General features: G+C 67.2%; 27 protein-coding genes and 1 pseudogene. 15 read left to right on the top strand and 13 right to left on the bottom strand.

All coding sequences use genetic code 11. The features are described 5' to 3' along the window. Positions 1–3: 3 nt before the first annotated feature. From bioD to WAQ08_RS17240, 5 genes are read right to left on the bottom strand one after another with little or no spacing between them, the layout of a single operon-like run. Entirely contained in the window at positions 4–699 is a 696-nt protein-coding gene (gene bioD, locus WAQ08_RS17220) for a dethiobiotin synthase (RefSeq protein ID WP_422193251.1), read from the bottom strand. Beyond that, on the bottom strand, positions 696–2,069 hold the full coding sequence (gene bioA / locus WAQ08_RS17225) for an adenosylmethionine--8-amino-7-oxononanoate transaminase (protein ID WP_422193253.1): 1,374 nt from the start codon (positions 2,067–2,069) through the stop codon (positions 696–698). Before bioA ends, bioD begins: the two co-directional genes overlap by 4 nt. 18 nt (positions 2,070–2,087) lie before the next feature. After that, the gene (locus WAQ08_RS17230) at positions 2,088–2,459 is read right to left on the bottom strand and encodes a 6-carboxytetrahydropterin synthase (RefSeq protein WP_422193255.1); all 372 of its coding nucleotides are present in this window, start codon (positions 2,457–2,459) and stop codon (positions 2,088–2,090) included. A gap of 19 nt (positions 2,460–2,478) precedes the next feature. Then, positions 2,479–3,141, bottom strand: a complete 663-nt coding sequence (gene queE, locus WAQ08_RS17235; RefSeq protein ID WP_422193257.1) for a 7-carboxy-7-deazaguanine synthase — start codon at positions 3,139–3,141, stop codon at positions 2,479–2,481. After that, positions 3,138–3,413, bottom strand: a complete 276-nt coding sequence (locus WAQ08_RS17240) for a hypothetical protein (protein WP_422193259.1) — start codon at positions 3,411–3,413, stop codon at positions 3,138–3,140. Before WAQ08_RS17240 ends, queE begins: the two co-directional genes overlap by 4 nt. Positions 3,414–3,673: 260 nt before the next feature. Between WAQ08_RS17240 and hemA the strand changes: the two genes are divergently transcribed. The 7 genes from hemA to WAQ08_RS17275 all read left to right on the top strand — a co-directional run bounded on the left by hemA (position 3,674) and on the right by WAQ08_RS17275 (position 9,707). After that, complete coding sequence (gene hemA, locus WAQ08_RS17245; RefSeq protein WP_422193261.1) at positions 3,674–5,029, top strand: glutamyl-tRNA reductase; 1,356 nt, start codon at positions 3,674–3,676, stop codon at positions 5,027–5,029. Beyond that, the gene (gene prfA / locus WAQ08_RS17250; RefSeq protein WP_422193264.1) at positions 5,026–6,147 is read left to right on the top strand and encodes a peptide chain release factor 1; all 1,122 of its coding nucleotides are present in this window, start codon (positions 5,026–5,028) and stop codon (positions 6,145–6,147) included. The genes hemA and prfA overlap by 4 nt, the downstream gene beginning before the upstream one ends. A gap of 73 nt (positions 6,148–6,220) precedes the next feature. Further along, positions 6,221–7,030: a peptide chain release factor N(5)-glutamine methyltransferase gene (gene prmC / locus WAQ08_RS17255; RefSeq protein ID WP_422193361.1), complete on the top strand. Its 810-nt coding sequence runs from the start codon at positions 6,221–6,223 to the stop codon at positions 7,028–7,030. Positions 7,031–7,302: 272 nt separating this feature from the next. Continuing rightward, on the top strand, positions 7,303–8,082 hold the full coding sequence (locus tag WAQ08_RS17260) for a hypothetical protein (protein WP_422193266.1): 780 nt from the start codon (positions 7,303–7,305) through the stop codon (positions 8,080–8,082). Between the two features lie 106 nt (positions 8,083–8,188). Beyond that, complete coding sequence (grxD, locus tag WAQ08_RS17265) at positions 8,189–8,506, top strand: Grx4 family monothiol glutaredoxin (RefSeq protein ID WP_422193267.1); 318 nt, start codon at positions 8,189–8,191, stop codon at positions 8,504–8,506. Further along, positions 8,496–9,095, top strand: a complete 600-nt coding sequence (locus WAQ08_RS17270; RefSeq protein ID WP_422193269.1) for a UbiX family flavin prenyltransferase — start codon at positions 8,496–8,498, stop codon at positions 9,093–9,095. The genes grxD and WAQ08_RS17270 overlap by 11 nt, the downstream gene beginning before the upstream one ends. 180 nt (positions 9,096–9,275) lie before the next feature. Then, a complete protein-coding gene (locus tag WAQ08_RS17275; RefSeq protein ID WP_422193271.1) occupies positions 9,276–9,707 on the top strand; it encodes a c-type cytochrome in 432 nt (143 codons plus the stop codon). Here the strand turns inward: WAQ08_RS17275 and WAQ08_RS17280 are convergent. Then, on the bottom strand, positions 9,679–10,365 hold the full coding sequence (locus tag WAQ08_RS17280; protein ID WP_422193272.1) for a lytic transglycosylase domain-containing protein: 687 nt from the start codon (positions 10,363–10,365) through the stop codon (positions 9,679–9,681). The two genes, WAQ08_RS17275 and WAQ08_RS17280, sit on opposite strands and share 29 nt — an antisense overlap. A 5-nt stretch (positions 10,366–10,370) precedes the next feature. Continuing rightward, positions 10,371–12,116, bottom strand: a complete 1,746-nt coding sequence (locus WAQ08_RS17285) for a proline--tRNA ligase (protein ID WP_422193274.1) — start codon at positions 12,114–12,116, stop codon at positions 10,371–10,373. Positions 12,117–12,308: 192 nt separating this feature from the next. Between WAQ08_RS17285 and WAQ08_RS17290 the strand changes: the two genes are divergently transcribed. Further along, the gene (locus WAQ08_RS17290) at positions 12,309–12,974 is read left to right on the top strand and encodes an RNA pyrophosphohydrolase (RefSeq protein ID WP_422193275.1); all 666 of its coding nucleotides are present in this window, start codon (positions 12,309–12,311) and stop codon (positions 12,972–12,974) included. A 40-nt stretch (positions 12,975–13,014) separates the two neighbouring features. On the opposite strand, the gene WAQ08_RS17295 is transcribed toward WAQ08_RS17290, so the two are convergent. Further along, entirely contained in the window at positions 13,015–13,974 is a 960-nt protein-coding gene (locus tag WAQ08_RS17295; RefSeq protein ID WP_422193277.1) for an AraC family transcriptional regulator, read from the bottom strand. Positions 13,975–14,139: 165 nt separating this feature from the next. Here WAQ08_RS17295 and WAQ08_RS17300 point away from each other — a divergent pair, with 165 nt between their 5' ends. The 7 genes from WAQ08_RS17300 (at position 14,140) to WAQ08_RS17330 (ending at position 19,763) form a co-directional block, all read left to right on the top strand. Continuing rightward, positions 14,140–14,334, top strand: a complete 195-nt coding sequence (locus WAQ08_RS17300) for a 2TM domain-containing protein (RefSeq protein WP_422193279.1) — start codon at positions 14,140–14,142, stop codon at positions 14,332–14,334. Between the two features lie 32 nt (positions 14,335–14,366). Continuing rightward, positions 14,367–15,677: an acyl-CoA dehydrogenase family protein gene (locus WAQ08_RS17305; protein WP_422193281.1), complete on the top strand. Its 1,311-nt coding sequence runs from the start codon at positions 14,367–14,369 to the stop codon at positions 15,675–15,677. A 34-nt stretch (positions 15,678–15,711) separates the two neighbouring features. After that, positions 15,712–16,929, top strand: coding sequence for an acyl-CoA dehydrogenase family protein (locus WAQ08_RS17310; RefSeq protein WP_422193283.1), 1,218 nt, complete (start codon positions 15,712–15,714; stop codon positions 16,927–16,929). Between the two features lie 131 nt (positions 16,930–17,060). Beyond that, positions 17,061–18,653, top strand: a complete 1,593-nt coding sequence (locus tag WAQ08_RS17315; RefSeq protein WP_422193284.1) for a hypothetical protein — start codon at positions 17,061–17,063, stop codon at positions 18,651–18,653. Beyond that, positions 18,650–18,967: a hypothetical protein gene (locus WAQ08_RS17320; RefSeq protein WP_422193286.1), complete on the top strand. Its 318-nt coding sequence runs from the start codon at positions 18,650–18,652 to the stop codon at positions 18,965–18,967. Before WAQ08_RS17315 ends, WAQ08_RS17320 begins: the two co-directional genes overlap by 4 nt. Beyond that, positions 18,964–19,488, top strand: a complete 525-nt coding sequence (locus tag WAQ08_RS17325) for an exonuclease domain-containing protein (RefSeq protein WP_422193288.1) — start codon at positions 18,964–18,966, stop codon at positions 19,486–19,488. Before WAQ08_RS17320 ends, WAQ08_RS17325 begins: the two co-directional genes overlap by 4 nt. Further along, positions 19,485–19,763: a hypothetical protein gene (locus WAQ08_RS17330; protein WP_422193290.1), complete on the top strand. Its 279-nt coding sequence runs from the start codon at positions 19,485–19,487 to the stop codon at positions 19,761–19,763. The genes WAQ08_RS17325 and WAQ08_RS17330 overlap by 4 nt, the downstream gene beginning before the upstream one ends. 10 nt (positions 19,764–19,773) lie before the next feature. Here the strand turns inward: WAQ08_RS17330 and proB are convergent, their stop codons facing one another. From proB to WAQ08_RS17355, 5 genes and pseudogenes are all read right to left on the bottom strand, one after another. Further along, complete coding sequence (proB, locus tag WAQ08_RS17335; protein ID WP_422193291.1) at positions 19,774–20,895, bottom strand: glutamate 5-kinase; 1,122 nt, start codon at positions 20,893–20,895, stop codon at positions 19,774–19,776. A gap of 442 nt (positions 20,896–21,337) precedes the next feature. Continuing rightward, a pseudogene (cgtA, locus tag WAQ08_RS17340) lies at positions 21,338–22,381 on the bottom strand (Obg family GTPase CgtA); the annotation flags it as partial. A 139-nt stretch (positions 22,382–22,520) separates the two neighbouring features. Next, positions 22,521–22,778, bottom strand: a complete 258-nt coding sequence (rpmA, locus tag WAQ08_RS17345) for a 50S ribosomal protein L27 (protein WP_422193293.1) — start codon at positions 22,776–22,778, stop codon at positions 22,521–22,523. A gap of 41 nt (positions 22,779–22,819) precedes the next feature. Then, the gene (gene rplU / locus WAQ08_RS17350; RefSeq protein WP_125242919.1) at positions 22,820–23,131 is read right to left on the bottom strand and encodes a 50S ribosomal protein L21; all 312 of its coding nucleotides are present in this window, start codon (positions 23,129–23,131) and stop codon (positions 22,820–22,822) included. Positions 23,132–23,327: 196 nt separating this feature from the next. Then, the gene (locus tag WAQ08_RS17355) at positions 23,328–24,656 is read right to left on the bottom strand and encodes a patatin-like phospholipase family protein (RefSeq protein ID WP_422193296.1); all 1,329 of its coding nucleotides are present in this window, start codon (positions 24,654–24,656) and stop codon (positions 23,328–23,330) included. Between the last annotated feature and the right edge of the window lie 30 nt (positions 24,657–24,686).

The following is a 24,686-nucleotide window of genomic DNA, read 5'->3' on the forward strand; positions in this document are numbered from 1 at the left end:
GGCTCAGGGCAAGGTCAGCGACTGCGCCAGTTGCGCCGGATCGGCCGCGGGATCCCAGCCCCAGTGGGCCAGCATGGGCGCCTGCAGGTGATCCCGCAGGGTGCGCAGGTTGGCCTCCTGCTCCGGCATGGCGGCATCCACCACATTGGCCACCCAGCCGGCCAGCGTCAAGCCACGCGAGACGATGGCCTCCTGCGTGAGCAGCGCATGGTTCAGGCAGCCCAGGCGCAGGCCCACCACCATGATCACGGGCAGGCGCAGGCGCTGCGCCAGGTCGGCACTGGAGGCGAACTCGCCCGGCCCCTCGTGCAGCGGCACGATGAAGCCGCCCGCACCCTCCACCACCACCGCATCGGCGTGCTGGCTGAGCGCATGGAAGCTCGCCTCGATGTGGCCGATGTCGATCACCGCGCCGGCATTGCGCGCGGCGATGTGCGGCGAGATGGCATCCGGCAAGGCATACGGGTTGTCGAAGGCCGGCGGCACCTTCAGGCTGGAGGCAGCGCGCAGGGCGGCCACATCCTCGTTGAGCCACTGGCCGGGGTGGCCATCGACGCCCTCGATCCAGTCGCAGCCGGCGGCCACGGGCTTCATGCCCACTACACGCTGATGATCGCGGCGCAGCGCATGGATCAGGGCACAACTGGTGCGGGTCTTGCCGACGCCGGTGTCGGTGCCGGTGACGAAATAGGCGGTCATGGCACGGGTACCTCGGAGGCCTGGGCGTTGGCTGAGCCCTCTTCGGCCAGCACGCGGTCGAGCGCACGCAGCGCGCCTTCGGCCAGGTGGCGCTGTTCGGCCTCGCCCAGCACATAAGGCGGCATGAAGTACAGCGTGGGGCCGATGGGGCGCAGCAGCAGGCCTTCGTCGAGCGCGGCACGGTGGTAGCGCGAGGCGAAGGTAGGGTCGGCCACGTCCACATCCCAGGCCCAGACCATGCCCAGGCGGCGCGAGGCTTTCACGCGCGGGTGGTCGGTGATGGGTTGCACCAGCTCGTCCAGGCGCTCGGCGGCGCGGCGGTTGTCGCCCAGCACATCGCTGTCGGCAAAGGTGTCCAGCACGGCCAGCGCAGCGCGGCAGGCCAGCGGGTTGCCGGTGTACGAGTGCGAGTGCAGGAAGCCGTGCGTGGTGCGGTCATCCCAGAAGGCCTGGTAGACCTCGTCCGTCGTCAGCACGGCCGACAGCGGCAGCACGCCACCGGTCAGGCCCTTGCTCAGACAGATGAAATCGGGCTTGATCGGCGCGCCGTCATCGCCCAGGGCCTGCTGGTGCGCGAACATCGTGCCCGTGCGGCCAAAGCCCACGGCGATCTCGTCGGCGATCCAGTGCACCTGGTACTTGTCGCACAGACGGCGCACGGCACTGAGGTAATCGGGCAGGTACATGCCCATGCCGGCGGCGCCCTGGATCAAGGGCTCCAGGATGATGGCGGCGGTCTGCGCGTGGTGCTCTTCAAGGTAGGCGGCCAGCGCGTCGATGCAGTGCTGCGTGTGCTGGGCCGGGCTCACGCCGAGCGTGGCATGGCGCGGGTCGGGCGATGGCAAGGTGGCGCTCAGGCGCAGCAGCGGTGCGTACGACTCGCGGAACAGCGGGATGTCCGTCACCGACAGGGCGCCAGCGGTTTCACCGTGGTAGCCGCCCTGCAGGCCGATGAAGCGGTGCTTGCCCTCGCGGCCCCGGTTGCGCCAGCTGTGCGCGCTCATCTTCAGCGCAATCTCGGTGGCACTGGCCCCGTCGCTGGCGTAGAAGGCATGGCCCAGGCCGGTGAGCTGGCCCAGGCGCTCTGACAGCTCCACCACCGGCGGGTGCGTGAGGCCCGCCAGCATGATGTGGTCGACCTTCTGGAGCTGATCAGCGATAGCCTCGCGGATCGGGGCAAAGCCATGCCCGAACAGGTTCACCCACCAGGAGCTCACGGCATCCAGGATGCGGTGGCCACGGTCATCGATCAGCCAGGGGCCCTGCGCCGACACGATGGCGCGCGGCGGATGGGTGTCGTGCACCTTCATCTGCGTGCACGGGTGCCAAACGGCCTGGCGGCTGCGATCCGCCCACGTCTTGTCCTGCATGGGGTGCGCCTCCACCAATCAGGCCGTGGGCCGGTAGACGCAACGATCCCCCGCCGCGCGGGACACGCTTACCGCCGCCACCTGGGGCAGTTGCAGGTGCACCTGGGCGTAGATGAACACGCACAGGTTCTCCAGCGTGGGCGCGCCCAGGCCGGACACTTCGTCCAGAAAGTGGTGATCAAGCTGCTCGCGCACGCTGGCGATCACGGCGCGCAGGTGGGCCAGGTCCACCACCATGCCGGACTCAGGCTGGCGCTCGCCGCGCACCATCACCTCGGCCGTGTAGGTGTGGCCATGGATGCGGCGGCTGCCGGCGGCCTCCTCGGCGCCCACCTGGCGTTTGAGCGTGTGGGCGGCATCGAAGGAAAAGGTCTGGCTCAGTTCGAACATGTTGTTTGTATGGCGGGCCTCAGCGGATGCCCAATGTTTTGTGGGTCTGGACGCTCAAGAGCCAGCGCGGGTGGTCCAGGCACCATTGCACGGCCCATTCGGTGGCGGCCAAGCGCGCCTCGGGGGAGGCGCTGTCCATCGGCTGCACACGGCGCTGCACGAAATCCATGGCGTCGAACTCGGCCAGCCTGGCCGCATCGAAGCCGACCTGCGGCACGACCACCTTGAGCTCGTGGCCCGAAGTCTGCACCAGGGTCGAGCCGGCCTTGGGGCTCACGCAGATCCAGTCCAGCCCAGGCGGCGCGGCCACGGTGCCGTTGGTCTCCACCGCGATCTCGAAACCCTGATCATGCAACGCATCGATCAAGGCCGGGTCGACCTGGAGCAAGGGTTCGCCCCCAGTCAGCACCACGAAACGACTGCCCTTGCGGCCCTGCTCGGTGTCCGGCCAGAAGGCCGTGATACGGGCGGCCAGGTCCAGCGCCGTGGGGAACTTGCCACCGCCCAGCCCATCGGTGCCCACGAAATCCGTGTCGCAGAACTGGCAGATGGCCTTGGGGCGGTCCTCCTCGCGGCCCGTCCACAGATTGCACCCTGCGAAACGGCAGAACACGGCGGGGCGGCCCGCGTGGGTGCCCTCGCCTTGCAGGGTATAGAAGATTTCCTTGACGCTGTAGGTCATGCACGCCCTTTGAAGCCAGTCCACCACACCACCAGCGCAGCCGAGATCACCAAGGCGGCGTAGGTGCTCATGGCCCCATCTCGCCCTGAGATCAGCAGGCCGGCCACCAGCACGATGACACCCGCCAATGCCACGCGGCTGGCCAGTACCCACCCCATGCCCTTGAGTGTGCGCCACCAGAACAGGCGCGCCAAGGCGGGCAGCAGCACAGCCAGGCCCAAGGCGGGCAGCAGGAAATTGAACAGGTGGATCAGGGCGTCAAGAAAACCCATGGACTACGGGGCCGGCAAGGCGTGGCTAAACATCACAAACGGCGTGGCATCGCAAGGATTCAGATCAAACACGAGTCATAAGCATCTGCATCTGACGCATAGAGCACCTGAGCCACCTCAAATGTCGGCCAATCTCGTCAGTTCGGCCGACCACAAAGTGGTGGTAATCATCGACAATGCGGGCTCGACAATGAAGGTCTTTGAAAGCCTCAATGGCCTGACCCGCCCACGCCAAAACCCTCGATTTTATAATTTCTCACATGAGTGTCTTGGCCTTGGGTCTCAACCACACGACGGCCGCGGTTGATCTGCGGGGTCGGTTCGCGTTCGCCGTGGACCAGTTGAACCCTGCGCTGCGCACCCTGCACACCCGTCTGGCGGGTGGTCAGGCCAGCCCGCAGACGGCCCCGGAGGCCGCCCTGCTGTCCACCTGCAACCGCACCGAGTTGTACTGCGCGGCCCCCGCCCTGAGCGGTTCGCCCCTGGTGCTGCAGCGCGAAGCAGTGAACTGGCTGGCCCACGTGGGCGGTGTCTCGCCTGATGACTTGATGCGCCACACCTACATGCTGGAGGGCGGCGCCGCCGCGCGCCATGCCTTCCGCGTGGCCAGCGGGCTCGATTCCATGGTGCTGGGCGAGCCCCAGATCCTGGGCCAGATGAAGCAGGCCGTGCGCGAGGCCGATGCCGCCGGCACCCTGGGCACCACCCTGCACCAGTTGTTCCAGCGCTCCTTCGCCGTGGCCAAGGAGGTGCGCACCTCCACCGAGATCGGCGAGCACTCCATCAGCATGGCCGCCGCTGCCGTGCGTCTGGCCGGCCAACTGTTCGAGAACCTGTCCAAGACCAAGGTGCTGTTCGTGGGCGCTGGCGAGATGATCGAGCTCACCGCCACTCATTTCGCCGCCCGCGCGCCGCGCAGCATGGCCGTGGCCAACCGCACGCTGGAGCGTGGTGAAAAGCTCGCCACCCACCTGGGTGCCGAGGCCATGCGCCTGGCCGACCTGCCCCAGCGCCTGCACGAGTTCGACATCGTCGTCTCCTGCACGGCCAGCACCCTGCCCATCATCGGCCTGGGTGCCATGGAACGCGCCATCAAGGCCCGCAAGCACCGCCCCATCTTCATGGTGGACCTGGCCGTGCCGCGCGACATCGAGCCCGAAGTCGGCCAGATGCCCGACGTCTACCTCTACACGGTGGACGACCTGAGCGAGTTGGTGCAGACCGCCGGCGCGCGCCGCCAGGCCGCCGTGGCCCAGGCCGAGGCCATCATCGAATCCGGCGTTCAGGGTTTCGTGCACTGGCTGGACCAGCGCGCCACCGTGCCCCTGATCCAGGCCCTGCAATCCCAGACCGACGCCTGGCGCGCCAATGAGATCGCCCGCGCCCGCAAGCAACTGGCGCGGGGCGAGGACGTCGAGGCCGTGCTGGAAGCCCTGTCCCGCGGGCTGACCCAGAAGATGCTGCACGGCGCCCTGGCCGAACTGCACAGCGCCGCGCCGCAGCACCGGCCGCAGGTGGCGTCCACCGTGGCCCGCATGTTCCTGCGCGGTGATGTGCCCGCCAACCTGCCTGCCTCACTCGCGCCCAGCGCCCCCTCGGAAAGCGATCCCGCATGAGCGGCCTCGCCCCCTCCCTGGCGGCCTCTCTGGAACGCCTGTCCCACCGTCTGCGCGAACTGGATGCGGCCCTGTCCGACGGCGCCGTCGCGGCCGATCCCAAGCGCTACAGGGATCTGTCCCGCGAGCATGCCGAAGTGAGCAGCGTGTGCGACCTGGCCCGCCGCCATGCCCAGCGCACGGATGACCTGGCCACCGCCAGGCAGATGCTGCAGGATCTGGGCGACGACCCCGACATGAAGGCCATGGCGCAGGACGAAGCCATCCAGGCCGAGGCCGACCTGCTCAAGCTGGAAACCGAACTGCAGACCGCACTGCTGCCCAAGGATCCGGACGACGCGCGCAACGCCTTCCTGGAAATCCGCGCCGGCACGGGCGGTGACGAATCCGCCCTGTTCGCGGGCGATCTGGCCCGCCTGTACACCCGCTTCGCCGAACGCCAAGGCTGGCGCTGCGAGATCATGTCGGCCAACGAATCCGATCTGGGCGGCTACAAGGAAATCGTCTTCCGCATCGAGGGCAGTGGCGCGAATTCGAACGTGTATGGCCAGCTCAAGTTCGAGTCTGGCGGCCACCGCGTGCAGCGCGTGCCCGCCACCGAGACACAAGGGCGCATCCACACCAGCGCCTGCACCGTGGCCGTGCTGCCCGAACCCGACGAGGCCGAAGAAGTGCAGATCAACCCGGCCGATCTGCGCATCGACACCTACCGCGCCAGCGGCGCTGGCGGCCAGCACATCAACAAGACGGATTCGGCCGTGCGCGTGACGCACATCCCTACCGGCATCGTCGCCGAGTGCCAGGACGACCGCAGCCAGCACCGCAACAAGGCCAAGGCCCTGGCCGTACTGGCTGCCCGTCTGCGCGACAAGGACCGCATCGAGCGCCAGGCCCGCGAGGCCGCCACGCGCAAGAGCCTGGTCGGCACCGGCGACCGCTCCGACCGCATCCGCACCTACAACTTCCCGCAGGGCCGGCTGACAGACCACCGCATCAACCTCACGCTCTACAAGCTGCTGACCATCATGGAAGGCGATCTGGATGACGTGATCGCGGCCCTGGTGTCGGCCCAGGCCGCCGACCAGTTGGCCGAACTGGAAGCCGCCACCGGTGTCTGAGCCCGATGCCGGCTCGCTCGGGCAGCCTGCCGTCGGCGCCAGCCTGACCGCACCGGCCACCGTGGCCGAGGCCATGAACTCGGCCCGGGCGCAAGGCATCGAACGGCTGGACACCCAGTTGCTGCTATGCGCCGTGCTTGACAAGCCCCGCAGCTGGCTGCTGGCCCACGACACCGACCCGCTGCCGCTGAAGGCCGCCACCCGCTTCGCCGAACTGAGCGCACGGCGGGCTCAAGGCGAGCCCCTGGCCTACCTGCTGGGCGACAAGGAGTTCTACGGCCTGAGCCTGCGCGTGGCGCCCGGCGTGCTGGTCCCCCGCGCCGACACCGAAACCCTGGTCGACTGGGCCCTGGACGTGCTGCCGGCCCAAACGACGCCGGATCGACCCACCCGCGTGCTGGACCTGGGCACCGGCAGCGGCGCCATCGCCCTGGCGATCCGCTCACGCCGGCCTCATGTCAGCGTCACCGCCGTGGACGCCAGCCCCGAGGCCCTGGCCATCGCCGCCGACAACGCCCGGCGCCTGCACCTGCCGCTGGAACTGCTGGCCGGCTCCTGGTTCGAGCCCCTGGGCACCCGACGCTTCGACCTGATCGTGAGCAACCCGCCCTACATCGCCGAGGGCGATCCGCACCTGCCCGCCCTGCGCTTCGAGCCCATCCAGGCTCTAACCGCCGGCCGCGACGGGCTGGATGACCTGCGCCTGATCGTGCGCCAGGCGCGCTCCCACCTGAAACCCGGTGGCTGGCTGCTGCTGGAACATGGCTATGACCAGGCCGATGCCGTGCAGGCCCTGCTGCGCGATGCCGGTTTCAGTGCCGTGTCCACCCGCCACGACCTGGCTGGCCAGCCCCGCTGCACCGGCGGCCAGTGGGCGGTGTGACCCCTTCACACCCCTGACATTCCCTGATGGCGCCGGGGCTTGGAGCCTTCGGATGTGAGCGCCCGCTCGCGCAGCGCCGCCGATGTACATGTCACCCTGCGGGGTGAGTCACCCGGGTTCCCCCTGATCGGCGAATGTAAAGGGTTTGGATTTGTGGAAAAGGGGACACCAACGGTCACAAATCCGCGCCACAAGAAACAGGCGGCGCCCTAGCATGGGATCCATGAACCCTGCCGCCCTTGCGGTCTTGGGTTGGCAGCCGGAGAACCACCATGCAGTGCGCATACCGCCCTTTGATCGCCACCCTGTTCGGCACCGTGCTGAGCGGCATGGGGGCGCTCGGGTCACTTGCACACGCGCAGATGGTGCCCATGCCCACCAACATCGTCACCGGCCACGCCGTGGTGCGCTCCAGCACCAGCACGCTCACCGGCGATCTGGCTACCGCCTCCATCGGCCTGCATGTGCCCCGCCAGGCTGTCACCAGTGGCGATGGCCTGGCCCTGAAAGAACCGCCCAGCACCAACCTCTGGCCCCACTGGGAAGGCCGCATCGGCGTGGTGCTTGATCGCCCGGCCGACCCTATGAGCAACTCCTTCGTGCTGGCCCAGCCCGCCTACAACGGGCTCAAGGTCTACAGCCTGCACGTGTTGTCTGATTACTACTTCGCCGGGGGCTTCCGTGCCACGGCGGGCCTGGTGCGCGGCTCCAGCAACCTGCCCTGGTGGCCTAGCGAACAGCAGGGCGCCACCGGCTTGAACCTGAGCATGCAACGCCTGGACGTGCTCAGCCACCCCGGTTATGACAGCGCCGCCTACAACGGCAACAACCGCACCTCACCCTACCTGGGCGCCGGCTACAGCACGCGCCTGGCCGGCCTGCGCGCCGACAGTGCCTGGCGCTTCAATGCCGACCTGGGCCTGATCACCATCAACTCCAACAACATCGACCGCATCAGCCGCGCACTGCAGGGCGATGCGGGGGTGGAGACCCTCATCCGCGAGCTGCGGCTGCGTCCGGTGGTCAAGGTCAGCGTGAACTACGCTTTCTGATACGCTCGGGCCCCAGCCGGCCCTCTCGCAAATCCGAGTGCCGGACGGCATCGCACAGGCCTGCTATAACAGGCCTGTTTCCATTTCCCCCAACGGTGATCGCACCATGAGCGACGTACAGCAACGCATCGACAGCCTGGTCAAGGGCCACAAGGTTGTCCTTTTCATGAAGGGCACCGCCCAGTTCCCGCAATGCGGGTTCTCCGGCCGCGCCATCCAGATCCTCAAGGCCTGCAACGCCTCCGACATCACCACGGTCAACGTGCTGGAAGACGAAGGCATCCGCCAGGGCATCAAGGAATACGCCAACTGGCCCACCATTCCACAGCTCTACGTGAACGGTGAGTTCATCGGCGGCTCGGACATCATGATGGAGATGTACCAGGCCGGCGAGCTGCAGCAGGTCCTGGCCGGTGGCCAGTGAGCCTTCGCAGGCCCCACGGTCGGCCCGGCCTCGCCGGCTGATCGTCGGGCTGACAGGCGCCAGCGGCGCCGTCTATGGCGTGCGGCTGCTTCAGCGCGCCCGCGCCCTGGGCGTGGAGACCCATCTGGTGGCCACGCCCGCCGGCATCCTCAACGTGCACCACGAGCTCGGCCTGGACCGGCGCGAACTCGAAGCGCTGGCCACCCAGGCCCACGCGCCGGGTGATGTGGGTGCCTGCATCGCCAGCGGCAGCTTCGCCACCGATGCGATGGTGATCGCGCCTTGCTCCATGAAGACGCTGGCCGCCGTGGCCCACGGCCTGGGCGACAACCTGCTCACCCGCGCCGCCGACGTCACGCTGAAAGAGCGCCGCCGCCTGCTGCTGATGGTGCGCGAAACGCCCTTCAACCTGGCCCACCTGCGCAACATGACCTCGGTCACGGAAATGGGCGGCATCGTGTTCCCGCCGCTGCCGGCCTTCTACCACCGGCCCGAAACCCTGGACGACATCATCGACGACACCGTCGAACGCGCCCTGGCCCTGCTGGGCCTGGATGAGGCCCAGCCGCGCGCCTGGAACGGTCTGTAAGCACGCGTCCTCTGAGGTGGGCGCAACAACCGTTTGTCGGTTTGATGCTGCAGTTCCACACACCGATGCCGATATTTCTGTGACGCAATGGGCGGATCAGGCAGGCCAGGCTGTCCACCCACCATGCGCCAGTGCCCTGTTGCTGCATCCGGGGCCCCGCCCTTCTGCGTAGACAGTGCCATGTCCTTTCGCACCTTTGTCCGACGTGCCCGGCCCCTGCCCTGGATCTGCGGGGCGGCAGTGCTTGTCATCACGGGCTGCGGCATGCCGGTCTCACAACCGCCTTCGGCCCCTGCGCCGTCGTCACCGCTTATCGGGCGCGCAGATGTCGGCCAGCGCCTGTACGAAGCCCAGTGCCTCCAGTGCCATGCGCTGGACCACCACCGCATCGGCCCCCTGCACCAGGGCGTAATGGGACGCCTGGCGGGTACCGCGCCGGGGTATGACTATTCGACCGGACTGAAGAAATCAGGGCTGCGTTGGACCCCGGAAACGCTGGATCGCTGGCTGAGCAACCCCGATGCCTTCGTGCAGAACCAACAGATGGATTACCAGGTGGAGGACGCGCAGGAGCGCGCCGACATCATTGCCTACCTGGCGACCCTGCGCTGACACCGGCCACCACCTGGGGACCGGCTTCGGCCACGGCGGCTTCCCAGCGCTTGCGTGCGCCCAGCACCGCATTGGGGTACTCCGCCCGGCCACGGCTGCCGTTGTAGCGGCCCAGGGCCAGAAACAGGTCGCCTTTTTCGATGTCCAGGTAGTGGCGCAGGATCACGCAACCGAAGCGCAGATTGCTCTGCATGTGGAACAGCCGCGCTGCGTCGCCATCGCCGATGGTGCGTGACCAGAACGGCATCACCTGCATGTAGCCGCGCGCGCCGGCCACGCTGATGGCGTACTTGCGGAAGCCGCTTTCCACCTCGATCAGGCCCAGCACCAGGGTCGGGTCCAGCCCGGCACGGGTGGCTTCGTACCAGACGGTGCGCAGAAACTCCTCGCGCACCAGGTCATCCGGCTTGCGCTTCTTCAGGCGCTCGCCGGCCCCCTGCTTCCAGCGTTCGTAGCTTTCCTTGCGACGATCGTCCACGAACACCGGCACCGGCGGCACCGACTTGGCAATGGCGGCCGACAGGGCCGTGCGCACCGAGTTGGCCAGGGGCTCCTCGCGCTGGGCACCGGCGTGTGCAGGCAAGGCTGTGCAGGCCCCTAGGGCCGTGGCCAGCGCCAGCCCGGCGCAGTTCAGGTGGTACCGCACAGCCAGCGTCACAGGTTTCAGCCCTTGAGCTGGGCCAGCACGTGGGCGCCCACCTCGCCCACGGCGATCTTGGCGGCTTCCTTGTCCTGGCGACCCTGGTACTCGGCCAGGCCTTCCTTGAGGCCCTTGTCGCCCAGCACCACGCGGTGCGGCACACCGATCAATTCCCAATCGGCGAACATCGCACCAGGGCGCTCGCCACGGTCGTCCAGGATCACGTCCACGCCCTGCGCCCTCAGCTCGGCGTAGAGCTTGTCGGCGGCGGCCTTCACGTCTTCCGAACGGTCGTAGCCCACGGGGCAGATCACCACCTCGAAGGGGGCGATGGCGGCGGGCCAGATGATGCCGCGCTCGTCGTGCTTCTGCTCGATGGCGGCGCCCAGGATGCGGGTCACGCCGATGCCGTAGCAGCCCATCTCGAAGTGCTTGGGCTTGCCGTCCACATCCAGGAAGGTGGCGTTCATGGCCTTGGAATACTTGGTGCCCAGGTAGAACACATGGCCGACCTCGATGCCGCGCTGGATGGCGAGCACGCCCTGGCCGTCAGGGCTCGGGTCGCCCTCGACCACGTTGCGGATGTCGGCCACCACATCGGGCTCGGGCAGGTCACGGCCCCAGTTCACGCCCTTGATGTGGAAGCCTTCGTCGTTGGCACCGACGATGAAGTCGGCCATGTTGGCCACGGTGCGATCGGCCACCACCTTCACGGGCTTGAGCAGCTTGACCGGGCCCAGGTAGCCGGGCTTGGTGCCGAAGTGCTCGATGATTTCCTTCTCGGTGGCGAAGCGGAAGCCCGCCTTCAGGCCCTCGATCTTGCCGGCCTTGACTTCGTTCAAGTCATGGTCGCCGCGCACCAGCAGCAGCCACACGGCGCTCTTGACGATCTCGCCCTTGTCGTTGGTCTCGTCGGTGGCCAGCACCAGGGATTTGACGGTGCAGTCCAGGGGCAGGCCCAGCAGCTCGGCCACATCGGCACAGGTGCTCTTGCCGGGCGTGGCCACCTTTTCCAGGGCCTCGGTGGCGACACCGCGCTGGGCGATCAGGGACAGCGCCTCGGCCAGTTCGATGTTGGCTGCGTAGTCGCTGGTGGGGCAGTAGACGATGGCGTCCTCGCCGGTGTCGGCGATCACCTGGAACTCGTGCGAGCGGTCGCCGCCGATGGCGCCGGTGTCGGCCGCCACGGCGCGGAACTGCAGGCCCAGGCGCTGGAAGATGCGCGTGTAGGCCTCGTACATCGCGTCGTAGGTCTTGCCGGCAGATTCGACATCACGGTCGAAGGAGTAGGCGTCCTTCATCGTGAACTCGCGGCCACGCATCACACCGAAGCGGGGGCGGCGCTCGTCGCGGAACTTGGTCTGGATCTGATAGAAGTTCTTGGGCAGTTGGCGGTAGCTGCGCAGCTCTTGCCGGGCGATGTCGGTCACCACCTCTTCGGCGGTGGGCTGCATCACGAAGTCGCGCTCATGGCGGTCCTTGAAGCGCAGCAGTTCGTCGCCCATCTTGTCGAAGCGGCCGGTCTCTTGCCAGAGCTCGGCGGGCTGCACCACGGGCATCACCAGCTCGATGGCACCTGCCTTGTTCAGCTCATCGCGGATGATGGCTTCGACCTTGCGGATCGTGCGCAGGCCCATCGGCATGTAGTTGTACAGGCCGGCGCCCAGCTTCTTGATGAAGCCGGCGCGCATCATGAGCTTGTGGCTGACGATCTCGGCGTCGGCGGGCGCTTCTTTCAGGGTCGAGATGAAGAACTGGGAGGCTTTCATGGGATGGCGAATGGCTGGCCGGGCGCGCCCTGCACGCCCTGAGCCGGCCATTATCCCAGAGTGCCCTCGCCCTCAGGCTGGTTTATAGGGGGCAAACCCTGGGCTCGGGCGCCAATTTGCCTGTCCACGCCCCTAGGCGGGACACCAGTCAGGTGCAATAATGAACCCAGTTCAAAGCATTCGGAGTTGATCATGCTCGACCGTGAAGGCTTCCGCCCCAACGTCGGCATCATCCTGCTCAACCAACGCAACCAGGTGTTCTGGGGCAAGCGCATCCGCACCCACTCCTGGCAGTTCCCGCAAGGCGGGATCAAGCATGGCGAGTCGCCCGAGCAGGCGATGTTCCGCGAGTTGCATGAAGAGGTCGGTCTTCGGCCTGACCACGTGCGCATCGTCGCCCGCACCCGTGACTGGCTCCGCTACGAGGTGCCGCAGCACTTCATCCGGCGTGATGCGCGAGGCCACTACCGCGGGCAGAAACAGATCTGGTTCCTGCTGCAGCTCACGGCTCGTGATTGCGACATGAACCTGCGCGCCACCAGCCACCCCGAGTTCGACGCTTGGCGCTGGAACGAGTACTGGGTGCCCCTGGAAGCCGTGATCGAGTTCAAGCGCGATGTCTACCAGACCGCGCTGACCGAACTCGCGCGCTTCCTGCCGCCGCCCAAGGGCCAGAACCGCTACCTGCGCGGCAACATGCGTGGGCGCACCGGCCGCGAGGCGGATGCCGCGCCCGCTGAGACCACCACGCGCGAGGCAACGCAAGCCCGCGTCATCACCAGCACCACCACGGTGGAGTTGCTGGAGGTCGACATCTGGAGCCCTGAGCCGGCGGCCACCCAAGGCGGGCTGAGTTGAGACGCTGCTCAGGCAGCGTCTTGATCGCGCATCACGCCAGTCAGGCCACCGGCCGCGCCTGCCCCGCCCGCCATTCGCGCGGCGAACAGGCGAACTCCCGCTTGAACGCCTGAGCGAAGGCCGCTGACGACTGGTAACCCACCGACAGGGCCACCTCCGCCACCGAGCCCCCCGAGCGCTGCAGCCGGCGTGCCGCCAACTGCATGCGGTGACGCGTGAGGTAGGCCAGTGGCGGCATGCCCAGCAACTGCGTGAAGCGTTCGGCCAACACCGAGCGCGACACACACCCCACCTTGGCCAGTTCTACCAGTTGCCAATCGTGGGCAGGCTCGCGGTGCATGGCTCCCAGCACGCGGGACACCATGCCGTCCTTCAGGCCCATCAGCCACCCCGGCGGCGCCGAGATCGGCCCGTGCAGGTAGGTGCGCAGGCTCTGGATGAACAGGATGTCGCCCAGGCGGTCGATCACGGCCTGCCGGGCGAGCCCCTGGCGGCCCAGCTCCTGCTCCAGGTAGGCCAGGCCGATCACCAGCCAGCCCGGCAGGCCGCGCTCGCCCCACTGCAGGGTCAGCCAGGGCGGCAAGCCGCCGCACAGCCAGGCTTCGGTCACACCCTCGATGTGCATGCAGCCACTGATCGTGCGGCCCGACCACACACCGCCCACCGAACTGCCGGACGACACCGTGGCCGCGCCGGACTCGTCCGCCTCGCGCCAGTGGCGCAGCAGATCGACAGCCTCTCCCTGGGCGCCTGCCAGCGCAGGCTGCGCGCTCAGCACGTGGGGCCCGCCCTGCGGCAGGAAGGCCACATCGCCGGCCTGCAGGGCAATGGGCGACTCACCTGGCGCCGGGTACAGCCAGACCTGCCCCGCCGTCACCAGGTGGAAGCATGGCTGCCCGGCCTGCCCCACCCGCAAGGCGCCCTGCCCCGCCAACTGCGTGCGCACGAACAGCGCATCACGGATGCGTACATCGGCCAGCACTTCGCTCAAGGAATCCATGGCCGTGACTGTGCCCCAAGACAGGGGGGATTTGATCGCGAGCGTCCGGTTGTCGTGCGGCGAATCGCCACGAATGCCGCGCAAGCGGTGACAGCGTGGGCCCTCCGGTGTGAAATCCGCCCCGCCCCGGGTCTGCCTGTACCCGGACACAACCAGGAGTTCGACGTGATGGCCGGTTTTCAGATGAGCGTGGTGATCCACGCGGTGGTGTACGTGCTGGTGGTCGGCGGCCTGTGGGCCCTGAACCAGGACGCGACGCCCGATGTCCAGTGGATCAAGTGGGTCGCCTGGGGCTGGGGCATCGGCCTGGCCGCGCACACCACCGTGTGGGCCCTGCTGCGCGGCAAAGCCCGCCGCTGAATCCTTCCTCCGCATCAAGACGAGAGACATCCATGGCCACCTCCCTCACCCGCCTGGGCCTTCGCACGCTCAGCCAGATGGCTGGTTCGCCCAGCCTGGACCGCCTGAAACTGCGCAAGCCCACGGAAAAGGTGCTCTACCACGGCACCAAGGCCGGCTTTCGCACCGTGACCGCCGTGAACCGCGCCTTCAAGGCGATCAAGAACCTGGGTCAGCCCGAGCGCCTGCCCAAGCGCGGCGGCGGCGAGCTGTTCGACCTCACGCCCACCGACGACCAGGCCATGATCCTGGAAGCGATCCGCGTGTTCGCCAAGGAGCAGTTGCGCCCCGCCGCCATGGCTGCGGACACGGCCTACGGCGCCGCCCCCACCCTGCTGGCCCAATGCGCCGAGCTGGGCATCACCAGCATGGGCATCCCCGAAACCCTGGGCGGCGTGGGCACCGAGCGCTCCGCCGTGACCAACGCCCTGATCGCCGAGGCGCTGGCCCAGGGTGACATGGGGCTGGCCATGGCCTGCCTGGCGCCCTCCGCCGTGAGCACGGCCCTGGTGCTATGGGGCACGGCCGAGCAGCAGGCCACCTACCTGGGCGCCTTCGCGGCTGAAACGCCGCCGCCTGCAGCGCTGGCCGTGCAGGAGCCCACGCCCCTGTTCGACCCGTTCAGCCTGCAGACGCGCGCCCGTCTGGTCAATGGCCGCTACGAGATCACCGGCACCAAGTCCATGGTGCCGCTGGCGGCCTCGGCAGAACTCTTCATCGTGGCCGCCGACATCGAAGGTCATGGCCCCGGCCTGCTGGTGGTGGAATCGTCCACACCCGGCCTGGCCATCGAGGAAGATGTGTCCATGGGCCTGCGCGCCGCCGCCTGCGCCCGTCTGATCCTGGACCGCGCCAGCGTGCCCGCCACCGCCTTGCTGGGCGAAGGCCGCGCCGAGGTCTATGCCGAGTGCATCCAGCTCTCGCGGCTGGCCTGGTGTGCCCTGGCCACGGGTTGCGCCCAGGCCGCGCTGGATTACCTGATCCCCTATGCAAACGACCGCCAGGCTTTCGGCGAGCCGATCAGCCACCGTCAATCGGTTGCGTTTGCCATCTCGAACATTGCCATCGAGCTGGATGGCATGCGCCTGCTGACCTGGCGCGCCGCCAGTCTGGCCGATGCCGACAAGCCCTTTGCCGAAGCCGCGGCCCTGGCCCGCCGCCTGTGCGCCGACAAGGCCGCGCAGATCGGCAGCGATGCCGTGCAGTTGCTGGGAGGGCATGGCTTCGTGAAGGACCACCCGGTGGAGCGTTGGTACCGTGATCTGCGGGCCGTCGGCGTGATGGAAGGTGGGCTCTTGCTCTGACCCCTACGCGGCTTACTGAAACGAGATAAACGCCATGATCAATCTTGAAATTCCCCGCAAGTTCAACGCGCTGGTGCGCCAGGCCCAGGAAGTGGCCGGTGAGGTACTGCGCCCCATCTCGCGCAAGTACGACCGCGCCGAGCATGCGCGCCCGGTCGAGCTGGACATGCTGGCCGCCGTGATCGACGGCATGAACGAAGGCAACAGCGAAGTCGGCGGCACAGGTGCCACCGGTGTGCGCCGCGATGCCAATGCCGGCGCCGACGGCGTCAACCGCAACGGCACCAACCTGTCGACCGCGCTGTCCATCATGGAGCTGTGCTGGGGCGATGTCGGCATGCTGCTGTCCATGCCCCGCCAGGGCCTGGGCAACTCGGCCATCGCCTCGGTGGCCAACGAAGAACAGCTCGCGCGCTTCAAGGGCCGCTGGGCCGCCATGGCCATCACCGAACCCGGCTGCGGCTCGGATTCCGCCGCCATCCGCACCACGGCCCGCCTGGACGGCGATCACTACGTGCTCAATGGCGAGAAGATCTTCGTGACCTCGGGTGACCGTGCCGACCTGGTCGTCGTGTGGGCCACGCTGGACAAGAGCCTGGGCCGCGCCGCGATCAAGTCCTTCGTGGTCGAGAAGGGCACGCCCGGCTTTGATCTGGTGCGGCTGGAGCACAAGCTGGGCATCCGCGCCTCGGACACCGCCGCCTTCGTGCTGACCGACTGCCGCGTGCCCAAGGCCAACCTGCTGGGCGACCCGGACATCAACCCCGAGAAGAGCTTCGCCGGGGTGATGCAGACCTTCGACAACACGCGCCCGCTGGTGGCCGCCATGGCCGTGGGCCTGACGCGCGCCTGCATCGAAGAGATGGGCCGCATCCTGAAGGACGCCGGCCTGGCGCCCGACTACAACCGCCCGCTGCACCGCCAGAGCGCCGCCGCCTCGGAGTTCGTGCGCATGCAGGCCGACTACGAAGCCGCGCGCCTGCTGACCATGCAGGCCGCCTGGATGGCCGACAACGCCCAGCCCAACTCGCTGCAGGCTTCGCTGGCCAAGGCCAAGGCTGGCCGCACCTGCGTGGACGTGGCGCTCAAGTGCGTGGAGCTGGCCGGCAGCATCGGCTACACCGAAAACGCGCTGCTCGAGAAGTGGTCACGCGACGCCAAGATCCTGGACATCTTCGAGGGCACACAGCAGATCCAGCTGCTGATCATCGCGCGACGCCTGCTGGGCAAGAGTTCGGCCGAGCTGAAGTGAGCGCGGGCGGCAGGCGCCCCCCCTCCAGGGGGAGTGCCGCACTGGGAACAATGCACTAGAGTGCATCCCAGTGCCAACCGCCATGGGCGCTCACCACATCAGTACAGGAAGGGCCACGCGCTGCCGCCTCCATGCGAGCATGCGCCGAGTGTCATGGCGACAACGCCATCGACGCCATGCTCCACAAATCGCTCACCACCGCCGCCTGGACCACCTTCGCCAAGAGCAAGCCTTATGAAGACAAGGCCTTGCTCAAGGCCCTCGACGGGCTGAAGAACGCCTCGGACAACATCCCGCGCCAACTCGCGGCCCTGGCCGACATCGATAAGCAGACCCAGTTGCTGCTCAAGGCCCACAAAACCGACAAGGCGCTGCAAACCTTCTTCAAGGAGATGGGACGCGCCGCCGCCGAGTTGCAGCAGGCCCTGCTGGCCCGCCAGCGCGCCGAGGAAGACGACGCCCGCGCCGCATCGTCCGATGACGACGCCGGCCCCACCGCCCTGACCGATCAGCTCAAGTCGCTGCTGGCCGTGGTGCGCCGGGGCGAGACGCTGCACGCCATGCTGGCCTACACCGGCAAGCAGATGGCGGTGATGCTGTCGCGACGGCCGCTCTCCGCCTCCGCGCGCGGCGTGCTCAACAAATACCTCGGCGCGGCGGGCACCAAATACCTCGTCGGCACCTGCGTGTTCGAATCCAACGCCCACACCTTCGTGCTCGAAGCGCGGGTGGCCGGCCTGGTCAAGCGCATCCGGCAGGCCCTGAACGAGCAGACCGGCCTGCGCCTGAAGGTGCGCGTGCGCGGCCAGGATCCTCACGATGTCGAAGAGGACGATGAAACCGACGAGGCCGAGCAAGGCGGCACCGAATCCGAAGAAGCAAGCGGGCAAACGGCGCGCAACGCCGACAAGGCCCTGGGCGACGAGCAGGCCCGGCTGGCCTGCACCGCCCGGCTCAAGGCCCTGCAACCCGCCCTGGCCGCCGCGCTTCAGAAGGGCGACGATCACGCCGCCGTGCTGCGCAAGATCGTGGACAGCATCCGCGCCCTGATCGACAAGGGCCAGTACAAGGCCGCGCTCGAAGCACTGGACAAGCTGCAGCAACGCCTCTCACCCACCGGCGGCACGGCAAACACCGGCACCAGCACCAAGCCGGCCGAACGCACCGCCGAAGAAACCCGGCAACTGATCGTCAAGCGCGTCCAGGACAACGAGGCCCTGCGCAAAAGTCCCAAGTTCCGCAAGGACATGGACAAGGTCCGCATCACGCCCGAGCACATCGAACGCATGAACCGCAAGGAGGCCCCGCTCGGCTTCGAGAACCCCAAGCAGTTCGTCGAGTTCAAGGCCGATCTCGACAAGGCACTCCAAGCGGCCGGCCTGCCAGACGCCGAGATCGGCCTCAAGGGCACCGCGACCACGTTCTACTCCGAAAACCCCGGCAAGCCCCTGGGCCACCACTGGGATGCCGATCCAGAGAACCCGGGCGATTACGATCTCAACGTCACCAGCCCGAGCATGGTCAAGAAACTGCTGAGCCTGGGCATCCATCCCAGCGAAAAATACGGCATCTTCAAGACAGCCGACCTCTATGCTCATTTCCCGGAGTTACAGGCGCTGGCCGAACAATGGGGCGAGAAGCTGGGCCGCGACGTGAACCTGGTGGGCTGCCCTGTGCAGCCTGAACGCGACCCCACCGAATATCTGCTGAGAACACCATTATGAAAGACTATGTGCGCATCGACATCCGGTCCGACCTCGACCAGGCAGGGTGGCGTGAACTTCTGAAAGCGGCGCTGCCCGATTTCGCCTGGCGTGGCGGCGACAGCGATGCCCAGGGCCCCTACCTGACAGGACGCCGCCCTGATGGCGTTCACATCCAATGCTGGATGGGAGAAGCACCAGCCGCGATGGCCGTGTCCTTCCGGGGCGCGAAGCTGAGCCAGGCGGCCATGTCCAGCCTGATCACCACGCTGGAGCAACGCATCCTGCCGCAGGCTGGCGAGGTGCTCCGCGTGGATGCCGGAGAGCGCCCATGACCTGGATCATGGTCGACATCGAAGCCGATGGCCCTATCCCCGGCGATTATTCGATGGTGTCCTTCGGGGCCGTGGTGGTCGAGCCCGGCCTGACACGCCGCTTCCAGGCACGCCTGCGCCCCATCAGCGAGCGCTGGGTGCCCGAGGCGCTGGCCGTCAGCGGCCTGACCCGTGAGCAGACACTGGCCTTCGACGACGCGGCCACCACCATGCAGCGCTTCGCCGATTGGCTGGCCGCCCTGGGCCGGGATCAGCCCCGCTTCGTGTCGGACAACAACGGCTTCGACTGGCAGTTCATCAACTGGTATTTCCACCATTTCCTGGGCCGCAACCCCTTCGGCCACAGCTCGACCAACCTGGGCTCGCTCTACAAGGGGCTGGTCAAGGACACGCGCCAGAACTTCAAGCACCTGCGGCGCACACCGCACACCCACGACCCGCTGGACGACGCCCTGGGCAATGCCGAAGCCCTGCTGCACATGCAGCGCGACATGGGCTTGTACCTGCCCCCACCAACATGAGCAGCCCCACATTCACCGACACCTTCGTGAGCCGTGCGCACATGTTCTCGATCGGCGTCGAGCAGACGTCCGGCCGGTACTACGTGTCCATTCCCGTTTCCAACGGGATGGTGGACTACGAGGAGTACTACGAAATCGATGCAGAGACCTACCAGCGCTTCAGCGACGATGCACAGGCCGCACTGGCTTTCGTCGAGCGGTGCCGCAGGCACGAGCTGGATGACCGGCTCATCGTCAAGCCGGGCAGGTTGAGGGGAGAGCCCATCCTGCCCTGAGCGATGCCGGTCAGTCCATCAACACCAGGTTGTCCCGATGGATCAACGCCGGCTCGATGATGAAGCCCAGGATGCCCTCGATCTCACTGGAGGGCTTGCGCGCGATCAGGCGCGCCTCGCTGCTGGCGTAGCTGGTCAGGCCACGGGCCACGTCATGGCCCGTCAAACTGCGCACCGCGACCACGTCGCCGCGGTGGAACTCGCCCTGCACCTCGACCACGCCGATAGGGAGCAGGCTCTTGCCTTCGTCGCGCAACTTGGCCACGGCGCCGTCGTCGATAACGACCACGCCGCGCAGTTGCAGGTGATCGGCCATCCACTGCTTGCGCGCGGTGAATTTGGCGGTACCGGCCACGAACAGCGAGCCGATGGGCTCGCCCTGCGACAGGCGCACCAGCACGTCGGGCTCGCGGCCCCAGGCGATCACGGTGCTCGCGCCGCTGCGCGCCGCTCGCTTGGCCGCCAGCACCTTGGTGATCATGCCGCCCGTGCCCACGCGTGAGCCCGCACCACCGGCCATCTGCTCCAGGGCCGGGTCACCCGCCTCGCACACGTCGATGAAACGGGCGTCCGGGTCCTTGCGCGGGTCAGCACTGTACAGGCCCTTCTGGTCGGTCAGGATCACCAGGGCATCGGCTTCGACCAGATTGGCCACCAGCGCGCCCAGGGTGTCGTTGTCGCCGAACTTGATCTCGTCGGTGACCACGGTGTCGTTCTCGTTGATCACGGGCACGACCTTGTGCGAGAGCAGCGCCAGCAAGGTGGAGCGGGCATTGAGGTAGCGCTCGCGGTCGGCCAGGTCGGCATGCGTGAGCAGCACCTGGGCACTGCCCATGCCGTGTTCGCTCAGCTTGCTCTCGTACATCTGCGCCAGGCCCATCTGGCCCACGGCCGCGGCAGCCTGCAGATCATGGATCTCCTTGGGGCGGGCGCTCCAGCCCAGGCGCTTCATGCCCTCGGCGATGGCACCACTGGAGACCATGATCACCTCGCGCCCGTCATGCGCCAGCGCGGCCATCTGGCGGCACCAGTTGCCGATGGCCTCGGCATCGACGCCCTTGCCTTCGTTGGTGACCAGGCTGGAGCCCACCTTGACGACGATGCGGCGGGCGTTCTTCAACACTTCGTTCATGGCGTGGCAGGTGGAATCTGGCGGGTGGGATCGGGAATGATCTGATCAGGCAGCGATGAGGTCAGGGGCGAGCGCAGGCTCAGCGGAAGCGCGGATCGTCCACCTGGGGCACATAGACCTCGGCTTCGAACTCGCCCTTCTTGCCCTTGCCTGCGGCTTTGCCCGAGCCAGTCGCCTTGGTCGATGCCGCCTTGGCGCTCGATCCTGCAACAGCCTTGGTGACCTTCTTGGCCGCAGGTGCCTTGGCCGCGGCCTTCTTCGCAGCCGATTTGGCCGTTGCCGACTTGGCGGGCGCCTTGCGGCGCGTGACCGGTGCAGCGCCTTCTTCAGGCTCATCCTGCTTCACGGGCACGAGGGATTCAAAGGCCTTGGCCTCGATCGCCGCCTTGCGCATCACCAAGGAGGGCGAGGCGTCTTCGCCATCAGCCAGTTCACCCTCGGCGTCGAAGCGCACATCGACTTCCTCGTGGTGCTCCTGCATGGAGGCCACGTGCTGGTAGATGGACTGCACCAGGTGCTCGCAGCCTTCGCGCGTGAGCGCCGAGATCTGGAACACGGGGCCCTTCCAGCCATAGCGCTTGACGAAGTTCACCACCTTGGCCACGCGCTGCTCGGCCGGCACCATGTCCAGCTTGTTGAGCACCAGCCAGCGCGGCTTCTCGTACAGCGCCTGGTCGTAGATCTTGAGTTCGTTGACTATGGCCTTGGCCTGCTTGACCGGATCGACGCCCTCATCGAAGGGCGCCAGATCCACCACGTGCAGCAGCACGCGGGTGCGCTGCAGGTGGCGCAGGAACAGGTGGCCCAGGCCGGCGCCTTCAGAGGCACCTTCGATCAAGCCAGGAATATCGGCGACCACGAAGCTCTTTTCCGGGCCCACGCGCACCACGCCCAGGTTGGGGTGCAGCGTCGTGAAGGGGTAGTCGGCGATCTTGGGCCTCGCATTGGAGATGGCCGCGATCAACGTGGACTTGCCCGCGTTGGGCATGCCCAGCAGGCCGACATCGGCCAGCACGCGCAGTTCCAGCTTGAGCTTGTAGATCTCGCCAGGCCAGCCGGGCGTCTTCTTGCGCGGCGCACGGTTGGTGGCCGTCTTGTAGTGCAGGTTGCCGAAGCCACCGTCACCGCCCTTGGCCAGCAGGCGCTGCTCGCCGTGCTCCAGCAACTCCATCATCACCTCGTCGGTCTCGGTGTTGCGGATGATGGTGCCCACGGGCATGCGCAGGATGATGTCTTCACCGGCGGCGCCGAACTGGTCGGAGCCGCGGCCCTGCTCGCCGTTGCGCGCCTCGTGGCGGCGGGCATAGCGGTAGTCGATCAGGGTGTTGATGTTGCGGTCGGCCACGACGTAGACATGGCCGCCACGCCCGCCGTCGCCCCCGTTGGGGCCGCCGAAGGGGATGAACTTCTCGCGACGGAAGCTGATGCAACCGCTGCCGCCATTGCCTGCGGCCACGTCAATGGTGGCTTCATCGACAAATTTCATGGGGCTGGTGTCCTTGTGTGTCCGTCGCGGGATCGGCCCGAAGGCCGTTGAAAAGCATAAATGCAAAAGCCCCGGCAAGCCGGGGCTTTCAAGCCTCACACCGCCCCTGAGGGCGGCACGGCTGGTGGCTGTGAACAGCTCAGACCGGGGTCACGACCACGGTCTTACGGTTCAGCGCGCCCTTCACGGTGAAGGAAACGGTGCCATCGACCAGCGCGAACAGGCTGTGATCGCGGCCGGTGCCGACGTTGGCGCCAGCATGGAAGCGGGTGCCGCGTTGGCGAACGATGATGGAGCCGGCGGGCACGACTTGGCCGCCGAACACCTTCACGCCGAGCATCTTCGGTTGGGAATCGCGGCCGTTCCGTGTGGAACCGCCGCCTTTTTTCTGTGCCATGGATCTGCTCCTTGGGACTGGCTAGAGGTTGTGGGGGCCGATCAGCCGTTCACAGAGCTGATTTGCAGCTCGGTGTAGTTCTGACGATGGCCCTGGCGCTTCTGGTAGTGCTTGCGACGACGCATCTTGAAGATGCGCACCTTGTCGTGCCGACCTTGCGACAGAACAGTTGCTTTCACCGTAGCGCCAGCCACCAAAGGCGTGCCGATCTTCAGTTCCGCGCCGTTGCCGACAGCCAGAACCTGGTCGATCACGATCTCTTGGCCAACGTCCGCAGTAATCTGTTCTACTTTGATCTTTTCGCCTGCAGCAACTTTGTATTGTTTGCCGCCGGTTTTTATGACCGCGTACATGTTGAGACCTTTCAGTCGAAATGGAAAAGGAAACTCCACACCAAGCGCGTTTCAACAGACCCCGCATCAAATTTTCATTTGACGGAAATCTGGCGCCATCAAGGTGCGAAGCTCTCCACTCTACCATGGGTGGCTGAATTTGCCTAGTGGGGTCGCGGTGACCGCCAGGCTTTGCCGCATCAACGCAGGCAGCAGCTCACTCGGTGGCCGCCACCGGGTCGTCCACCGGCTGTGCGGGCAGCGATGGCACCCCGGCCTGATCGACAGGGCCCTGCCCCGCTTGGTCAATCTTGTACGGCAGGCGGATCTGACGCCCATCGTCCTGGCCCGCCCCCGCCTGGGGGCCCCAGCCGAAGAAGGCGCAGACCTCGTCGCGCTTGGCCAGTGCATCGTTGAAGCCCAGGTGGATCAGCTCCCGCGTGAACGAGGATTCGAACAGCAGGTAGCTGGCCAGCGCCGTGCCGCGTGCTGTCTTGCCGCGCCCGTAGACACCCAAAGCGCGCAGCATGGCGCGCACGGCGGGTGGCAAGGCCCACAGGTGGCGGGCGGCGATGTCGTCGATGCGCTGCGAGGGCGCGATCACCAGGATGTCGACTTTGCGCAGCGGCGTGTGGGCACGGGCCTCGGGCGGCAGCAGGTCGATGGTGCGGTTGATGCGCTGCAGGCGTTCGATGTCCACGGCCAGCGCGTCCAGGAAGATGCTGGACATGGCGTGGCCGGCGATCTGCGCCAGGTTGGGGTACTCGACGATGGTGTCACGCGGCTGGACAGGCTCCTGCAGGCGGCCGGCGCCCACCACCAGGATGCGGTCAGCCCCCAGGTGGATGGCCGGCGAGATGGGTGCGGCCTGGCGCATGGTGCCGTCGCCGAAGTAGTGCGGGCGCCCACCGGCCTCGAGCTTCACGGCCGGGAACACGAAGGGGATGGCGCTGGAGGCCATCAGGTGGTCCATCGTCAGGTCGGCGCGCACGGCGCTGCGCTGCGAGCGCGACCACGGATCGATCGGCGGGAAGGCGTCGTAGAAGGTGACGTGCTCTCCGGTGGTGTAGCTGGAGGCGGACACGGCCACGGCATCGAGCACGCCATCTTCCATCAGCTTGCGCATGCGGCTCATCTTGAAGGAGTCGCCCAGCAGCTCGCGCAGCGGTTCGTTGTCCAGCAGCGAGCGCGGGCGCGCACGGCGCCAGCGCGCGAGGGCCCAGCCCAGTGAGAACAGGGTGATCCATTGCGCGCCGCTGCGGATCACGCCCAGCGAATCGGCATGGTAGACCTGCTCGCTGCGCATTTCGCGCCAGAGCTCGGCCATGTGGCGCACGGCCACTTCGAAGTGATCAGCGCGTGAGGCCAGGGCCGCACTGTTGAGCGCACCGGCCGAGGTGCCGCACATGATTCGGAAAGGGTTGCCCCGCTGCGTCTCGCCACTGTCGCGGCGGATCAGCATCAGTGCTTGCAGCACGCCGACCTGGTAGGCGGCCCGGGCACCGCCGCCGGTCAGGATGAGGGCATTCTTTCCTGGCAGGCTCATGGTTGTTTATCGGCGGGTATTACATGAAGT

The organism is Aquabacterium sp. (assembly GCF_049274795.1).
GTDB lineage: Bacteria > Pseudomonadota > Gammaproteobacteria > Burkholderiales > Burkholderiaceae_C > Aquabacterium.